The sequence below is a fragment of the Streptomyces sp. NPDC002476 genome (assembly GCF_042889785.1).
Lineage (GTDB): Bacteria > Actinomycetota > Actinomycetes > Streptomycetales > Streptomycetaceae > Streptomyces.
This window is the reverse complement of the sequence record NZ_JBIARH010000008.1, coordinates 234,012-249,736: the sequence shown is the minus strand read 5'-3', so window position 1 is coordinate 249,736 and position 15,725 is coordinate 234,012. Positions and strand designations below refer to the sequence as shown.

Genomic DNA, 15,725 nt, shown 5'->3' with positions numbered 1-15,725 from the left:
GTCAGCCCCTGCTCTTGGACGGGTCCTTGAGGCCGACCGTGGCGTAGTCGATCGTGCCGGTCCAGACGGGGTGGCCGTAGGCGCCCGCGATGTTGGCGCCGACGAGCAGCGGCTTGCGCTTCAGCAGGACCGGGATGGACGGGGACTTCTTCATGATCTCGGCGTCGAGGTCGATCCATGCCTGGTTGGCCTGCTGAGCGTCGGCCATGGCGTTGATCTCGTCGATCCGCTTCATGGTCGCCTCGTCGCGGAACTGGGCGTTGTTGCCCTGGTTGCCCTTCTCCTTGATGGTGCGTCCGTCGAAGACGAAGGGGATCCAGGTGGAGCCGGAGGGGTAGTCGGGGCACCAGCCGGTGAGCGTCATGTCGGGGGTCGTGGAGAGGTCACCGATGACGTCGTAGTAGGCGCCCGGGTCGATGGTGTCGACGACGACCTCGACGCCGGCGCGGGCCAGGCCCTGCTGGATGGCTTCGGCCTTGCCCTTGTCGCCGGTGGAGACGGCGAGGGAGACCTTGAGGGTCTCCTTGCCGGCGGCCTTGAGCAGTTCCTTGGCCTTGGCCGGGTCGCCGGAGGGGGCGATCTTCAGGGTGTCGGCCTGCTCGCCGCCGGAGAGGGCCGGGGGCAGGTAGGCGGTGGCCACCTCGTTGAGGGCCGGTCCGCCGCCCGCGGTGACCACGGCCTCCTTGTCGACGGCGTACTGCATGGCTTCGCGGACCTTGGGGTCGTCGAAGGGGGCGCGGGAGTTGTTGAGGTGGAGCATCTCGGTGCAGCCCTGGGACTCGGCGAGCATGCGCGTCTTGACGTCGGCCTTGGGCAGTACCTTGGGGGCGCTCTCGGGCCTCATGTCGGAGTACTGGACGGCGGAGGCGTCGGCGCCCTCGCCGGCGATGATGCGGTCGTCGATCTGGCCGCCCTTGAGGCCCATGACGACAACGAACTTGTCGGGGTAAGCCTTGCGGACGGTGTCTGTCTTCGGGTCCCAGTGCTCGTTGCGGACGAGCACGAGCTTCTTGTCGCGGTCGTACTTCTCGATCTTGTACGGGCCGGAGGAGAAGGGGCGGGCGTCGTACTGGGTGCCCTTCTCCTGGGAGGCGGGCACGGGCGCGAAGGTCGGCAGGGTGGTGGTGGCGGAGAACTCGGCGACGGGCCGCTTGAGTTCGAAGACGATCGTGCGGTCGTCGGGGGTCTTGACCGAGTCGAGGTGCTGCCCCTTGAGGGGGCCCTTGTAGCCCTTGGTGTCGGCCAGGTACTGGGCGGCGTAGTCGGGTCCGCCGGTGAGGTCGGGGGCGAAGGAACGCTCGACGTTGTACTTGATGTCCTGGGCCTTGATCGGTGAGCCGTCCTCGTACTTCACGCCTTCCTTGAGGGTGAAGGTCCAGGTCCGGCCCCCGTTGGAGGGGGTACCGAGGTCGGTGGCGAGGTCCGGGACGAGTTCGCTGCCGCCCTTGCCGGGCTCGGCCTTGAAGGTGACGAGCGTGCGGTAGAGGAGGCGGGTGCCGAAGTCCATGGTCGGCATGACCCAGTTGCGTGCGGGGTCGAGGTGGGAGAAGTCCTGGTTGGACAGGACGGTGAGGGTCCCTCCCTTCACCGGGGTCCCGCCGACGATCTTGCCCTCGTTGACGGCAGCGGGGTTGGCGCCTGCGGCGCCGTTGCCCGCAGAGCCCTTCTTGGGGTCGGAGCAGCCCGAGGCGCCGAGTGCGAGTGTCGCCACCAGGGCGGTGGCGAGGGCGAGTTGGGTGCGCTTGGTCATGGGTCACTCCAGTGAAGGGCCGCGCTCTAGGATGTGACCGGTAACATAGTAATGTGAAATTGCACTGCACAAGAGGTTCGCACCGCCGTTATCCAGCCGTGCCCAAATCGGCTCGGTTCAGGGGTGGTCGGGTGAGCCCGGACAGCGGAACGCCCACCGTCCCGGACGGTGCGTCAGCGCCGGTACCGTGAGGCGGGCGGTCCTCACCGGGCCCGTCAGTCCAGGGCGTCCGGGATCGGCTCGGTGCTGCCGCGCTGAAGCGCGGCCTTGGAGCCTACGGCCGGGCCGAGCGCCCAGCCCGACAGCGTCATGAAGTCCACGTAGCACTCCACGGCGCAGTCCAGACACTCCTTCTTGGACGGTGACCTTCCGGTCGAGGTCGAACTTCGACCGGGTGATGACCACCGCGCAGGTCATGATCTCCGTGGTGCTCGCCATCCGGCGCTTGGTGTCGCCTCCTTGGAGAAGAGCTCGGCCCCGGTGGACGGGTCCATCAGGAACACACCCGCGGCGGCGGCCTGGGTCGGCGTGGAGACTGTCAGCAGGGCTCCGGCGGCCACGGCGACGGCGCGAGCGCGGCGCATCGGCTTGGAAAGCTCTGTTCCCGAACCAGCAGAAGTTGATCGAAAGGGTGCAGACACCGAGATGTCCGCACCCTTTCGACGCAGTCTATTGATCCGTCACATCCTCGAGCCAAGGCCTCCGGTCGGCCGGCCGACCGGCTCGTCGCGGCCCTGGGCCCACAGCGAGCGGACATGGCCGAGGTGGCGCAGCATGCACGCCTCGGCGGCCCCGGCATCACCGGTGAGCATGATGTCGAGCAGCTCGACGTGCTCCTCCGCCGAGGAGACCAACTTGCCGGCCTCGTCCAGGCCGGTCAGACCGTAGAGGCGGGAGCGCTTGCGCAGGTCGCCGACGGTCTCGACGAGGCGGTCGTTGCCCGCGAGGCCGAGCAGGGTGAGGTGGAAGCGCCGGTCCGCCTCCAGGTAGCCGATCAGGTTGTGTTCGCGGGCGCTGGTGACGATCTCCTCGGCGATGGGGCGCAGGGCCTCCAGCTGATCCGCCGTGGCGATCTTCGTGATCCGGCCGATGGTGGGGACCTCGATCATCGTGCGCAGTTCGGTGTACTGGTCGAGGTCGCGCTCGCTGACATCGGTGATGCGGAACCCCTTGTTGCGGACCGGCTCGACCAGGCCCTCCCGCGCGAGGTCGAGCATGGCCTCGCGCACGGGAGTGGCCGAGACTCCGAGCTCGGCGGCGAGACCGGGCGCCGAGTAGACGCTGCCCGGGCGCAGTTCGCCCGCTATCAGGGCCGCGCGGAGGGCGTGGCCGACCTGGTCGCGGAGTCGTTCCCGGGCCTTGATGAGACTGCGCTGCTTCAGCTCGCCCATTACTTCCTCCGAGAGCCCTCACCACCCGCCGACGTGCAGGGCCCAGCGTACAATGTCACGTTTCGCCATGAGCCTCGGCGGCCCCGAACAGTGCGACCGCCACGGCAAGATCTTCCCAGGCCATGCCCGCGCTCTTGAAGAGCTGTGGACGACCTCGCGCCCCGCCCGCCGGGATCCTCCCGTGCACGAGGCAGGCGAGGGTGCCCGTGATGTGGCCGGGCCCGGTCGCACCCTCCGCCCAGGTCGACCGGCCCCGCCTCGGCGGCTTCGACGTCGGCCTTGCCCTGGCTTTCGGCGAAGTGGCGCAGGGCGTCGAGCGAAGCCCGGGTCGGGGGCGACGGCGAGGCCGCCCTTGGCCTCGTGCTCGATCTCCTGCAGGAGGAGGGCGGCGAGTTCGCGCCACAGCCCGAGCGAGTACAGGGCGAGGTCGAGCTCCGGGCCGGGCTCCTTGTCGGAGACGAGCAGGTCGCCCTCGCCGGCGCCGGTGGTTCCGCCGGCGACCGGGCCGCGGTCGACCACCGCCACGGTGAGTCCGGCGCGGGCGGCGTAGCAGGCGCAGGCCGCTCCGACGCCGACGATCACGGTGTCCACGGAGTGTCCGGCGTGAGCACAGCAGTAATATGTCACATTCTCCAGAGCTTGCCCTGGGCGAACCCGCCCCCGTTCCGGGGCGGGTCCGTCAGGGCCGGAATCCGGTGCGGATCAGCTGCGGAGCGGGCCCTCGCAGCTGTAACTCGACGTCCCGGCGACCTTGTTGGTCCAGATTTCCACGGGACCGAAGGAACAGTTCATGTCGGCCAGGTTGTTGGAGGCCGCGCCCGCCCGGTCGAGGATGAAGTAGTCGACCGTCTCGGACATGTCCTTGAAGTTCTGGTCGTCGTTGCGCCAGTTCTCCAGGTTCGCGGTGATTCGCCCGGTGCAGGTGAAGCGGCGCTTGCCGGGGTCCCCGTTCTCCACGCAGTCCGGGGTGTTGTACGTGGCCGTGGCGAAGGCTGCCTTCACCGGGGCGAGGGCGGCGTCGCGCAGTTGCTCGTTGGGGGTGAAGGAGGTGTTGGGCACGTACAGCTGATCGACCTTGGCGATCTGCGTGGTCAGGAAGCGGTCGTAGTCGCGCTGGAGGTAGGTGTCCGCGCCCATCCGGCGGCGCCAGGAGTCGTACGCCGCCACGTCGTTGTTGCGCAGGTGCGTGTACATCTCGCGCAGCAGGGCCGGTTTCTCGGTCCACAGGAACTCGAAGAACGTGCCGGCGTAGCTGTAGAAGCGGAAGCCGTCGCCGTCGTAGGTGGCGTTCAGGAGCTGCTCGACGGTCATGCGCGGGCCGCCGCCGGCGGTGTCGCTGATGATGCTCTTGACCAAGGACTTGCGCACCGCGATGCCGTTGTCGCGGGTGGCGCCGTCGAAGAATTCGGCGGTGCCCTCGTCCATGGCGGTCGTACGGTCGCTCTCGTACCAGGGGCCCTCGCCGAAGGAGCCGGGGACGGCGTAGCGGCCGTTGAGGTAGTGCGTGTACTCGTGTCGGAAGAGCTCTTCCAGGGTGAGCGAGGAGTCCTGGGGGACGCGGCGCTGGTAGGTGTAGAAGGTGGCGCCGTTCTCGATATAGATGCCGCCGTTGTTGGTGTCGTAGCCGGTCAGGATGGGGTGGTAGTTCTCGTAGTCGGCACGGGAGGCGTACAGCACGATGTTGAGCGTGCTGTTGGGGTCGTCGGCGAGCGGCCGGTCGGTGCCGAGCACCCGGTGGTACTGCGACTTGACCTGCTTGCTCGCGTAGTACAGCTGGTCGACGGTGGCCCGGTCGAGTGCGGTGCGCACCTTGATGCCGCCGTTGTCGTAGGAGTAGGTGTAGGGGAAGAGCTGCTTCTCGATGTCCTCCTTGCACACGCCGTACGGCTTGCACGCCTCGTAGAAGTTCAGCCAGGAGACGAGCTTGGCCCACTGCTCGCTGCCGTTGCCGAAGCCCGCCTCGACCGGCTCCAGGAGGGCGCCGAGGTCTGCAGTGATCTGGCCCCGCAGGCCCTGGATCTGACCGAAGCGGCCGTACTCGCCCAGCGCGTCACGGGCCACCCAGGCATTGCCGGTGCCCTTGAGGTGCGTGTAGTCGGCGAAGGCCTTGAAGGCGGCCCGGTAGGCGGGGTCGGCGGAGACGGCCGCATGGAAGGCGGTGTCCTGGTTGCCCGGGTAGACGCCGAGATAGTTGGTGGAGAGCGCGGCGAGGACGGCACCGGCCCAGGCGGGGTCGAGGTTCGTGGCGGGGTGGGCCGGGTCCATCGTGGCGAGGACCTTCTTGATGAGGCCGAGCTGGTGCCGGCGCAGGCCGGGGCCTGCGGCGTAAAGGGCCTCGCGCAGGGTGCGGGCGTTGGAGGGGGTGATGTCGAAGGTGCGTGCGGCGTTGCCGAAGTCGTCGATGGCCCTGCGGATCGCGGCGGTGGTCGGGGCGTCGGTGATGTCGATCTCGTCGCGTGAGAAGTCGTGGTAGGCGACCGCGTGCAGGTAGGTGAACATCTCCTCCAGGTGGGAGGAGTTGCGGCCGTCGTGGGCGGCGGCCAGGCCGGATATGCGGCGGGAGACGGCCTGGACGTGCGCGTCGGACATGACGGGGGCGAGGCGGGCGTCCCAGGTCCAGATGAGGTTCCGCAGACAGCCGTCGGCGAGGACCGCCTGGTCGGCGAGGAAGTCGGCGAACTGCTCCGGGGGCAGACCGGTGATTCCGTCGAGGGTGCAGGGAACGGCGCCGGCGAGGCTGCGTGCGGTGCGCGCGGCGGGCGCGGTGGCGGGCGTCGCCGCGCCCGGGACCTGCCCGGCCAGGGCGGCCCCGCCAGGGGCGGGGGCGGGCGCGGGGGTGTGCTCCTGCGCGGTGGCGAGGCGGTCGACCTCGTCGAAGGGGTTCGCGGCTGGGGCCCCGGAGGAGAAGGTGGCGGTCGCCGTGGCGGCGGCCGGACCGGCGGCGGTCCCCGATTCCGCGGCCTGCGTGGTGGCCTGCCCGGCGGTGACGAGGAGGGTCACGGCTACGGCGGAGGCGAGGAGAGACGAGCGCACGGCTCTGTGCTTGAACACCGAGAACTCCTGGTTGGAGAGGGTGAGGTGGGGGGGGTGCGGTAACTGCCCTGTGTCACGCGGCGTTTGACGGGGATTAACGCGCCACGGTGTGAGGTGTAACATAGTAATGTGAAATTGCACTGACAATGCCTGTGCGCCCACCAGTCCACGTCTTCTCGAGGGAGCCTCCGTGACCGACACCTCCTCCCGTCTCCACACCGGCAGCCACGACCTGCCGGTGTCACCGGAGTTGTCCCGATTCATGGCGGGGAACTGGACCCCGTCCCCGCTGCCGGACGCGGCGCGGGTCCCCGGCCACGACCTCACCCCGGCCCGCCGGGCCCGGCTCTCGGCCCGCTTCCCGGGCGAGCGGCTGATCGTTCCGGCCGGTGAACTGAAGGTCCGCTCCAATGACTGCGACCACCGCTTCCGCCCGCACAGCGCGTACGCGTGGCTGACCGGGCTGACCGGCGAGGACCAGGTGGGCCACGTCCTGGTCATGGAACCGTCGGGACCGCACGCACACGAGGCGGTCCTCTACCTGCGGCCGCGCTCGCCGCGGGCGGACGGGAACAAGGAGTTCTACCGGGACCGCCGCTACGGGGAGTTCTGGGTGGGCCGCCGCCCCGACCTGGCGGAGGCCGAGCGCCTCACCGGCATCCGCTGCGCCCACCTGGACGCACTCGGCTCACCGGTGGGCCGCGACGCCGCCACCGACGCCGAACTGGCCGCCGCCCTGTCCGAGTTGCGCCTGGTCAAGGACGCGTGGGAGGTCGGCCAGCTGCAACTGGCCGTCGACCACACGACCGCCGGTTTCGAGGACGTCGTACGGGCGCTGCCGCACGCCTTGGGACACCCGCGCGGGGAGCGGTGGATCGAGGGGGTCTTCGGCCTGCGCGCCCGGGCCGAGGGCAACGGCACCGGCTACGACACCATCGCCGCCTCCGGCGCGCACGCGTGCGTCCTGCACTGGATCCGCAACGACGGCCGCCTGAACGGGGAGGACCTGCTGCTCCTGGACGCGGGCGTGGAGACCGACACCCTGTACACGGCCGATATCACGCGCACCCTGCCGCTGTCGGGCCGCTTCTCCCCGGTACAGCGGCAGGTATACGAACTGGTCCTCGCCGCCCAGGACGCGGGTATGGCCGCCCTGCGCCCCGGGGCGAGCTTCCGCGACTTCCACCGGGCCGGCATGCGGGTGATCGCGGAGGGCCTCGCGGAGTGGGGTGTCCTCAAGAACGCGGAGGGCGACCTGTATCGGCGGTACACGCTGTGCAGCAGCGGTCACATGCTCGGCCTGGACGTCCACGACTGCGCGAAGGCCCGGTCGGAGACCTACCTGGACGGCGTCCTGGAGGAGGGCCAGGTCCTCACGGTGGAGCCTGGCCTCTACCTCCAGCCGGACGACGAGACCCTCCCGGCCGAGCTGCGCGGGATCGGTGTGCGCATCGAGGACGACCTGGTCGTCACGGCGGACGGCGCCCGCCTGATGTCGGGCGCCCTGCCGCGCACGGTCGACGGCATCGAGGAGTGGATGGGGCACCTGCTGGATTCCGCCGCGGGCTGATCCGGGGCCGGGGCCAGGCCTGGGGGCCCGGCCCTCGACCGCCTCCCTGAACTCCTGGGGCCCACTGGAGGCCGGCCAGTTCTGCGCCGTCCGAGTGCAGGGGGCGTTGGTCACCGGCACCGTCGGTTTCGCGGTAGATCAACGTCTGCGTGTCCTGCGGGAGGAGGGAAAACCGATCGGCGGCTTGTACGCCGTGGGCAAGGTGATGATCGGATCGGCCCAGCTCATGGGCCTCGCCCCGCTTCGCGGGCGCTTGCACCAGGTGCCGCCGGCTCCGGACATGGTCAGGCGGGACCGGCACTGCGTCCCGCCTCCTGACGGCGGCGGGACGCATGCCCAAGCCCCGTTTCCCGACCGTGTCACGCTGGCGGGGCCTTCCCTGCTCGGCGGACCTCGGTGGGTTCCGGTGGAGCGGCCTACTGGTACTGCGTGGTGACGCTCACGCCGCTGAAGTCCTGCTGTCCGGCGTCGAGGCTGAAGTAGACCCAGCCGGACGGCGGGTTGTCGATGGTCAGCGTCTCGTTGTTGCCGGTGTTGGTGGACTTCGCCTGGTACGAGGTGGTGGTGGCCCAGCTGGTGCCGTTGTAGTACAGGTCGGCGTTGCCAGTGCCGCCGGTGCTGGTGATGGTCAGCTGCTGGACGCCGGCCGGCAGGTACAGGAAGTGGTTGCTGTGGTCGCCGGTGGTGGCCGCGAGGTTGTCCCGTCGGCAGTTCTTGTCGAATTGGCGCGTGTCTGCGTTGGTACAGAGCGGGGTGGACTGAGCCTCCGGCAGGGGGCCGCAGTCGTCGGTCGCGCAGGTGGTCGTCAGCCAGGTGGCGAAGCCGGCGTCGTAGCTGGTGCCGATGGTCTGCTTCAGGAAGGTGCGGGCACCGTTCCAGTCACCGGTGCGGTACTTGCCGAGCACGGTCTCGATATCCGCGGGGTGCGCCTGCAGCATGTAGCGGACCGCCAGGAAGCCCCACCGGTAGACCCGCGTCGAGTTGACGTCGGAGTCCTCGTCCTGGCCATAGACGGTGTCGAACAACTCGCTGAGCTTGTAGGTCTTCTTACCGGCCTCGGCAATCGCGTCGGCGTTACGCTCCTGGCGGTAGCCGTACGAGATGTTCTCGGCGATGCCCTCGACCCACCAGATGGTCGGCGTGGTCTGGCTGGCCTCGAAGTCGCCGTCCATGTTGTAGCGGCCGTCGAGGTAGTGGGTGTACTCGTGGTTGAGGTTCCAGATCTCGAACCTGGGGCGCAGCCAGGACGCCTCGTGGGCGATGAAGCGGGCCTGGTTGCCCGGCCTGGTCGGGTCGCCCTCCTCGTACATGCCGCCGTTGTCGACGTCGATGTCGTAGATGGCCCAGGCGTACAGCGAGTACTGGGTGTAGTCGTCGAAGGCGACGACCTCCAGGTCGGTGTTCACGTCACCGGGGATCGCGCCCTTGTCGCCGATCACGCGGTGGAAGTAGGCGTCCTGGTTGATCAGGCTGGTGCAGGTGGTGGCCAGCTGCCCGGGGGACATGTCCTGGGCGCGGATCTTCAGGCCCGGGCTGCAGGTGTGCTGGATCGGCAGGACCACCGGGAGCACGCGGCTGCCCAGGTCGCAGATGCCGTAGGCCGCGCAGTTGCCCTTGTCGTACTGACGTGTGGCCCAGCCCAGGTTCATGGTGATCGGGGCGGTGGGGCCGACGTTCGGGTAGCGGTTGATCAGGTCCTTCAGCAGCGGCCGGACCCGGTCCTTGAGCTCGGGAACATCGAGGGCGTAACCGAGGAAGCGGCCGACGTTGCTGATGACGTCCAAGCGGTTCAGCTGCGTCTCGTTGCGGGTGATGAAGTCGGCCCAGGTGTTGAGGATCGCAGGGTCGGCCTTGAGCGCGGCCCGCCAGCCCCGGCCGTCGTTCCTGGCATCGAAGCCGTTCTCGACGACGCGCTCGGCGTTCTTGAGGGAGAGGGTCATCCGGCTCGGCCAGGTGGCGTCGTAGTTGGCGAGCAGCCACTTGACGACGCCGGCGTACCGGCCGGCCTCGTGGGTGCTGTCGATCAGCGTGACGACCTCGTTGAGCGTATCGCCGTTGGCGTCGGTGACGTCCTTGCTGCGCGGGGCGGCGAAGAAGGCGTCCAGCGCGCCGCGGGCCGAGGCCTGCAGCGCCGTGCCGTAGTCACCGACGACATCCTGGTGGTTGTCCTGCACGTAGTAGCCGGCGCGCAGGAACATCACCAACTGGCCCACGGAGGTGCTGTTGTCGCCCGGGTAGGCGGCAGAGGCGTCGCGCAGCGCGTTGGCGACGGTCACCATCTGGGGCTCGCGGAACGTCTTCCCGGCATCGGTGCCGGTGAGGTTGAACAGCGGGTAGGTGCAAGTGACCTCGGGGAGGGCCTTGAGCTGCTGAATCAGCGCGCTGCCCGTGGAGTTGATCACTCCGGACAGGTCGCGGCATTCGTCCCCGTCGGCGGCGGCCGAGAGCCGCTTGCCGGCCTTGACGGGCTCGGCGGTCGGGGCGGCCGCCGGGGCGGACTCTTCGGTGGAGTCCTGCGAGGAGATCTTGAAACCGGAGCCGTCGGTCGTGGCGTCGGGCGACTTGGGGACCGGGATCGACCGCGGCGCCGAAGCCACGGGTCCGGCAGCGCTGGCGCCGACCTGGGGCACGGCGCCGACGGGGGTGGCCTGGCTCTGCGGCATGAGCAGGCCGAACGCGATGAAGAAAGCGGCGCCGAGCGCAGGGAGCCTGCGCGCGTTGGCCGTTGATATCCAGGAGGGGCGCATCTGTTGGGGCCTCCGGGGCCGTCGTGGCCGCACGTTGAACATGCGGCCATTGATGTGTGACATGTAAAATGGCACATGTCGCATCGCACAGGAAGATCCCGGAACGGATTGCCGTCCCACATCTTTGCGGTTGCCCCCTGCCGGGGCGCGGAACTTCTCTCCGCCGCGCTGCCCCGTACGCCCGACGGCGTCGAGGAGTGGATGGCCCGGCCTTTGGACGGCTGACCGACTGTTGGGCAGCGCCGGGCCCGGCCGGGCCCGGCGCCACGGCGCGGATCGGACACCACGAGGCACGGGAACCGAGTCCCATGTCATTTCCTGGGTGCCGCGCAACGTGACATTGTATAGCGCACTGACAAATCGGTGAAAGGAAATGTATGAGTGGGCTGAAGTCCCGCAAACTCCTCTCCGTGCAGGAGCACCTGCGCGACCGGGTGGCCAACGCCCTGCGCGCTGCGCTGATCTCGGGAGACCTGCAGCCCGGCGTGATCTACTCGGCGCCCATGCTGGCCGCCGAATACGGCGTCTCCGCCACGCCCGTGCGCGAAGCCATGCTGGATCTCGCCCGCGAGGGCCTGGTCGAGGCGGTACGCAACAAGGGGTTCCGCGTCACCGAACTCTCCGACTGCGATTTGGACGAGTACACCGAGATCCGCTCACTCATCGAGATCCCCACCATCGGCCGCGTGACCCGGTCCGCCTCACGCGAGCAGCTGGAGGCGCTGAGGCCGATGGCCGAGGAGATCGTGGCCGCCGCAGACCGGGGCGACCTGATCGCCTACCTGGAGTCGGACCACAGCTTCCATCTCGGCCTGCTCGCCCTCGCGGGGAACGCCCGCCTCCTCGAGACGGTGGCCGACCTGCGTAAGCGCTCTCGGCTCTACGGGCTCGCCGACCTGTCCCAGGAAGGAGCGCTGGTGGGGTCGGCGCGGGAGCACACAGCACTTCTGGACATCATGATCGCCGGGGATGCGGAGGGCGCCGAGGAGCAGATGCGCCACCATCTCGCGCATGTGCGGACCCTGTGGGCGGCGCGGAAGCGGGAAGCCGAGCGCCCGGCCCGCACGCTCGGCTCCCGCTGACGCCGAGGCTCATCCGGCACGACCGGAGGTACTGCCCCGGACCCGGCACCGACGGGCCGGAGAGGTCAGATCCGCTCCCCCGGAGTTCCCCCCTTCCGCCGGTAGGCCGCGATGGCGACCACCAGGTCCTGCCAGGCCATCCCGCATGTCTTCACGACCAGCGGGCGGTCGGCCGGGACGACGGCCCGCGAGCCGATCAGGTCCGCCATGGTCACCAGGGAGCCCGGGGCAAGCGAGCCCTCGCGCATCGCCATCACGACGTCGCCCGCCTCGCGGAGGGCGGTCTCCCGGCTCTCCACGAGGACCGTAGCGCGACCCATCAGCGCGCTGTCGATTTCCCGCGCGGTCGGTTCATGCGAGCCGACCGCCAGCACCACCGCGCCGTCGCGCACCAGACGCCCGTCGACCACCGGTTCACGGGCGGATGTCGCAGTGACGACGACATCCGCGCGACGTACCAGAGCCGCCGTTTCCGCGCCGTCCGCCGACGTATGCCGGTCCGCCCATCCGGGGACGGGGCCCCCGCGCCGGGTGACGGCCGTGACGTCGGCCACCGGAACGTGGGCCCGGACGGTGGCGACGTGCCCCTCCCCCTGGGGGCCCGCACCGAAGACCACCAGACGCAGTCCTCCGCAGGCGTCCGCGAGCCCGCGCAGCCGGTCCAGGCAGGCCGCGACCGAGACCGCGGGGGTCCGCAGGGTCGTCAGCGCCACCCCGTCCAGGAGCGCCACCGGGGTCAGGGTCGCGCTGTCGTGCAGCAGATAGGTGGCGTTGATCCGCCGCAGCCTGCGCGCGGCGTTGCCGGGCGCGACGGTGGCGATCTTCACACCGAACCAGCCACCGGATTCCGAGGGCATGAGCAGTCCCTGACCGTGGGCCAGCGGAATGATCGCGCGCGGCACGTCGCCGTCCGGGTCGAGCCCCCTGGCCAGCGCTTCCCGGACTGCGGCGACAGCGCCGACCGGGCCGAGCGCGAACACGTCCTCCTCGTCGAGCATTGTCGTCATCGCAGCACGAAGCCCGGCAGGAGGGTGTCGTCGGGATCGACGGTGAAGCGGCAGGTCCCGGTGGCGTACGCCGTGCCCGTCACGGCCGGGACGACCGCGGGGAGGCCGTGGGCAGTGGTCAGGTGGGCGATCCGGGCGTGGAAGACGGATCCCACCACTGACTCGTGCCGCAGTTCGTCACCGGGGTGCAGTTGTCCGGCGTCGGCGAGCAGCGCGACCCGTGCGGCGGTGCCCGAGCCGCACGGGGAGCGGTCGACCTCACCGTCCGCGAACACCGTGACGTTGCGGTGGTGCAACCGCCGGGTGCCGTCGGGCAATCGGGCCGGTGCGGCGGCCTCTTCGGTGAACACCGTCCCGTAGACGCCGGACAGCCGGGGATCCTGCGGGTGTTCGGCGGTGCCGGTGGCGTTGAGCGCGTCGCGGATCTCGCGGCCCGCCGCGATGAGCTGGGGGATGTCTTCCGGCCGGACCCGCAGCCCGAACCGCTCCACCGGAAGCACGGCGTACATGGCGCCGCCGAAGGCGATGTCGACGGCGACGGTTCCGCGCGAGGTTGCCACCTCGACGCCGCGCGCGTGGACGTAGCCGGGGACGTTGATGAATGTCACGTCCGCGACCCGGCCGCCGACGGTGCGCACGCTCGCCGTGACACGGCCGGAGGGTACGTCGATCACGACGTCCGTCGTTCCGTCGGCGGACGCCGGGACCAGGCCCGAGGCGACCGCCCAGGCGCCGAGGGCGATCGTGCCGTGGCCGCAGGCTGTGGAGAAGCCGTCCTTGTGCCAGAAGAGGGCGCCGAGGTGGGCGCCGGCGTCGTCCGGCGGTACCAGGAAGGCCCCGTACATGTCGGCGTGGCCGCGCGGTTCGCTGCACAGCAGGGCCCGCGTCCACTGGACCTCGTCGCTGGCCATGGCGGCCGTGCGCCGCTCGGCGACGGTGAGCCCGGCCCCGGTCACAGCCGGCGGGGCCTGCGGCACGATCCGGAACGGTTCGCCCCCGGTGTGCCAGTCCACCGTTTCGATCGGCACGGTGCCCAGCGGCCCGCGCGCCACCGCCGTCTCCTTCCTGTGCCCTTCCGAAGTGTCAGCCGCCTTCGGCTTTTCCCGTGTCACACGCATCACGCTCCCTGATGTCTCGACATGCCGTGGGCCGGTCCGCCAGGCGGCGTCCGGACAGGTGGGCGCGATGGACCGGACGCCGCACGGGCGTCCGGTCCATCGCGCGACCGCTCGAACGGTTCACACAGTGAACCCCGCCGGGTAGGGGTCCGTGGGATCGAGCAGGTACTGCGCGGTCCCGGTGATCCAGGCGCGGCCGGTGACGGAAGGCAGTACGGCGGGCCGGCCGCCGACCGTGGTCTCTGCCAGGATCCGGCCGGTGAAGCGGGAGCCGATGAGGGACTCGTTGACGAAGTCCCGCCCGGTCGGTAGTAGCCCCCGCGCGTGCAGTTGGGCCATCCTGGCGCTGGTTCCCGTCCCGCAGGGCGAGCGGTCGAACCACCCGGGGTGGATCGCCATGGCGTGCCGCGAATGCTCGGCGGTCGAGCCGGGCGCCTCCAGATAGACGTGGTGACAAACGTCTATGGAGGGATCCTCCGGATGCGCCACCGGGTTCTGCTCGTTGATCGCCTCCATGACGGCCAGGCCCGCGTCCAGCAGCCGATGCTTCTCCTCCCGATCGAAGGGGATGCCGAGGTCCTCGGTGCGCACGATGGCGTAGAAGTTGCCGCCGTAGGCGATGTCGTAGCGGACCGGGCCGAAGCCCTCGACCTCGACGACCTGGTCCAGCCCGTGACTGTAGGACGCGACGTTCTCCAGGGTGACCGACTCGGCGCGGCCGTCCCGCACAACGACCCGTGCCGTGACCAGCCCGGCAGGCGTGTCCAGGCGGATGAGGGTCTCCGGCTCGACCACCTCGACCATGCCCGTCTCCACGAGAACCGTTGCCACGCCGATCGTGCCGTGCCCGCACATGGGCAGGCAGCCGGAGACCTCGATGTACAGGACGCCGAAGTCGGCGTCGGGCCGGGTCGGGGGCTGGAGTATCGCTCCGGACATGGCCGCGTGCCCGCGCGGCTCGCACATGAGCAGGGTGCGCAGCCGGTCGCGTTGCTCGATGAACAGCTGTCGCCGCTCGGCCATCGTCGCGCCCGGCAGGACGCCGACCCCGCCCGTGACAACCCGGGTCGGCATCCCCTCGGTGTGCGAGTCGACGGCGTGGTAACAGGCGACCGAACGCATGTCAGTTCACCCCGGCGTCGATGAGGGCCTGGGTGGCGGCACGTACGAGGGCTTCGCTCTCCGGGTCCAGCGCCTGCCGGGGCGGACGGCAGGAGCCGCCGGTCCGGCCGATCATGTCCTGGCCGAGCTTGATGGCCTGTACGAACTTGGTGTTGCTGTCCCAGCGCAGCACGGAGTGAAGCTGGCGGTAGAGGGGGAGCGCGGTGTCGAGATCGCCTGCCAACGAGGCGTTGTAGAGGGCGAGGCAGGCGCGCGGGAAGATCTGGGGGTAGCCCGCGACCCAGCCCTTGGCGCCGGCGAGACCGACCTCCAGGAGGGTGTCGTCGGTGCCGATCAGGAGGTCGAGCCCGGGGGCGAGTTCACTGATGGCATAGCACCGCCGGACGTCGCCGGAGAACTCCTTCACGCCCACGATGAAACCCTCGGCGTGCAGCTTGGCCAGCAGCTCCGGGCGCAGGTCGACCTTGGTGTCGATGGGATTGTTGTAGGCGGTGACGGGAAGTCCGGCCGAGGCCACCATCCGGTAGTGCTCGAGAACGGCGCGGTCGTCAGCTCTGTAGGCGTTGGGCGGCAGGCACATGACGGCCTGGCAGCCGGCGTCCTTGGCGAACTGCGCGTGCCGCTTCGCCTCGACCGCGCCGTAGGCTCCGACGCCCGGCATGACGGTGAAGCCCTCGGGGGCGTTCGCGACGGCGGTCTCTACGACGCGGTCGCGTTCCTCGTAGGTCAGGGTCTGGTACTCGCCCAGCGAGCCGTTCGGGGCAACGCCGTGCAGGCCCTGTTCGGCGAGCCAGGCGACGTTGTCCCCGTAGGCGCCGTGGTCGACGGCGAGGTCGTGGTCGAACGGGAGGCTGGTCGCGACGATGACGCCGTGCCAGGGCTTGCGGTTCTGGGTCATTTGAGCT

12 protein-coding genes are annotated in these 15,725 nt (G+C 70.0%); 3 read left to right on the top strand and 9 right to left on the bottom strand.

All coding sequences use genetic code 11. From position 1 onward, the window contains the following. Window position 1: 1 nt before the first annotated feature. From ACFYXM_RS13045 to ACFYXM_RS13030, 4 genes are all read right to left on the bottom strand, one after another. Window positions 2-1,750, bottom strand: coding sequence for an ABC transporter substrate-binding protein (locus tag ACFYXM_RS13045; protein WP_389289065.1), 1,749 nt, complete (start codon window positions 1,748-1,750; stop codon window positions 2-4). A gap of 680 nt (window positions 1,751-2,430) precedes the next feature. Further along, a complete protein-coding gene (locus ACFYXM_RS13040; protein WP_389289064.1) occupies window positions 2,431-3,141 on the bottom strand; it encodes a GntR family transcriptional regulator in 711 nt (236 codons plus the stop codon). An 18-nt stretch (window positions 3,142-3,159) separates the two neighbouring features. Then, complete coding sequence (locus tag ACFYXM_RS13035; RefSeq protein WP_389289110.1) at window positions 3,160-3,660, bottom strand: hypothetical protein; 501 nt, start codon at window positions 3,658-3,660, stop codon at window positions 3,160-3,162. Window positions 3,661-3,843: 183 nt separating this feature from the next. Then, on the bottom strand, window positions 3,844-6,192 hold the full coding sequence (locus ACFYXM_RS13030) for a collagenase (protein WP_389289063.1): 2,349 nt from the start codon (window positions 6,190-6,192) through the stop codon (window positions 3,844-3,846). 172 nt (window positions 6,193-6,364) lie between these two features. Between ACFYXM_RS13030 and ACFYXM_RS13025 the strand changes: the two genes are divergently transcribed. Beyond that, complete coding sequence (locus ACFYXM_RS13025; protein ID WP_389289062.1) at window positions 6,365-7,744, top strand: aminopeptidase P family protein; 1,380 nt, start codon at window positions 6,365-6,367, stop codon at window positions 7,742-7,744. Beyond that, window positions 7,728-8,180: an FAD-binding protein gene (locus ACFYXM_RS13020; protein ID WP_389289109.1), complete on the top strand. Its 453-nt coding sequence runs from the start codon at window positions 7,728-7,730 to the stop codon at window positions 8,178-8,180. The genes ACFYXM_RS13025 and ACFYXM_RS13020 overlap by 17 nt, the downstream gene beginning before the upstream one ends. Here ACFYXM_RS13020 and ACFYXM_RS13015 read toward each other — a convergent pair. Beyond that, window positions 8,161-10,491, bottom strand: coding sequence for a collagenase (locus ACFYXM_RS13015; protein WP_389289061.1), 2,331 nt, complete (start codon window positions 10,489-10,491; stop codon window positions 8,161-8,163). The two genes, ACFYXM_RS13020 and ACFYXM_RS13015, sit on opposite strands and share 20 nt — an antisense overlap. Before the next feature lie 377 nt (window positions 10,492-10,868). On the opposite strand from ACFYXM_RS13015, the gene ACFYXM_RS13010 reads away from it, so the two are divergent. Next, window positions 10,869-11,573: a GntR family transcriptional regulator gene (locus ACFYXM_RS13010; RefSeq protein WP_389289060.1), complete on the top strand. Its 705-nt coding sequence runs from the start codon at window positions 10,869-10,871 to the stop codon at window positions 11,571-11,573. A gap of 65 nt (window positions 11,574-11,638) precedes the next feature. Here the strand turns inward: ACFYXM_RS13010 and ACFYXM_RS13005 are convergent, their stop codons facing one another. The 4 genes from ACFYXM_RS13005 to ACFYXM_RS12990 all read right to left on the bottom strand — a co-directional run bounded on the left by ACFYXM_RS13005 (window position 11,639) and on the right by ACFYXM_RS12990 (window position 15,718). Further along, a complete protein-coding gene (locus ACFYXM_RS13005) occupies window positions 11,639-12,580 on the bottom strand; it encodes an ornithine cyclodeaminase family protein (RefSeq protein ID WP_389289059.1) in 942 nt (313 codons plus the stop codon). Beyond that, window positions 12,577-13,632: a proline racemase family protein gene (locus tag ACFYXM_RS13000; RefSeq protein WP_389289058.1), complete on the bottom strand. Its 1,056-nt coding sequence runs from the start codon at window positions 13,630-13,632 to the stop codon at window positions 12,577-12,579. The genes ACFYXM_RS13005 and ACFYXM_RS13000 overlap by 4 nt, the downstream gene beginning before the upstream one ends. 186 nt (window positions 13,633-13,818) lie before the next feature. After that, a complete protein-coding gene (locus ACFYXM_RS12995) occupies window positions 13,819-14,820 on the bottom strand; it encodes a proline racemase family protein (protein ID WP_389289057.1) in 1,002 nt (333 codons plus the stop codon). Window position 14,821: 1 nt separating this feature from the next. Continuing rightward, on the bottom strand, window positions 14,822-15,718 hold the full coding sequence (locus tag ACFYXM_RS12990) for a dihydrodipicolinate synthase family protein (protein ID WP_389289056.1): 897 nt from the start codon (window positions 15,716-15,718) through the stop codon (window positions 14,822-14,824). Window positions 15,719-15,725: the final 7 nt, after the last annotated feature.

Bases quoted from the DNA above. Each gene is read 5' to 3' on its own strand.
- ACFYXM_RS13045 (WP_389289065.1), bottom strand. From the start codon at position 1,750: ATGACCAAGCGCACCCAACTCGCCCTCGCCACCGCCCTGGTGGCGACA.
- ACFYXM_RS13040 (WP_389289064.1), bottom strand. From the start codon at position 3,141: ATGGGCGAGCTGAAGCAGCGCAGTCTCATCAAGGCCCGGGAACGACTC.
- ACFYXM_RS13015 (WP_389289061.1), bottom strand. From the start codon at position 10,491: ATGCGCCCCTCCTGGATATCAACGGCCAACGCGCGCAGGCTCCCTGCG.
- ACFYXM_RS13010 (WP_389289060.1), top strand. From the start codon at position 10,869: ATGAGTGGGCTGAAGTCCCGCAAACTCCTCTCCGTGCAGGAGCACCTG.
- ACFYXM_RS13005 (WP_389289059.1), bottom strand. From the start codon at position 12,580: ATGACGACAATGCTCGACGAGGAGGACGTGTTCGCGCTCGGCCCGGTC.
- ACFYXM_RS12995 (WP_389289057.1), bottom strand. From the start codon at position 14,820: ATGCGTTCGGTCGCCTGTTACCACGCCGTCGACTCGCACACCGAGGGG.
- ACFYXM_RS12990 (WP_389289056.1), bottom strand. From the start codon at position 15,718: ATGACCCAGAACCGCAAGCCCTGGCACGGCGTCATCGTCGCGACCAGC.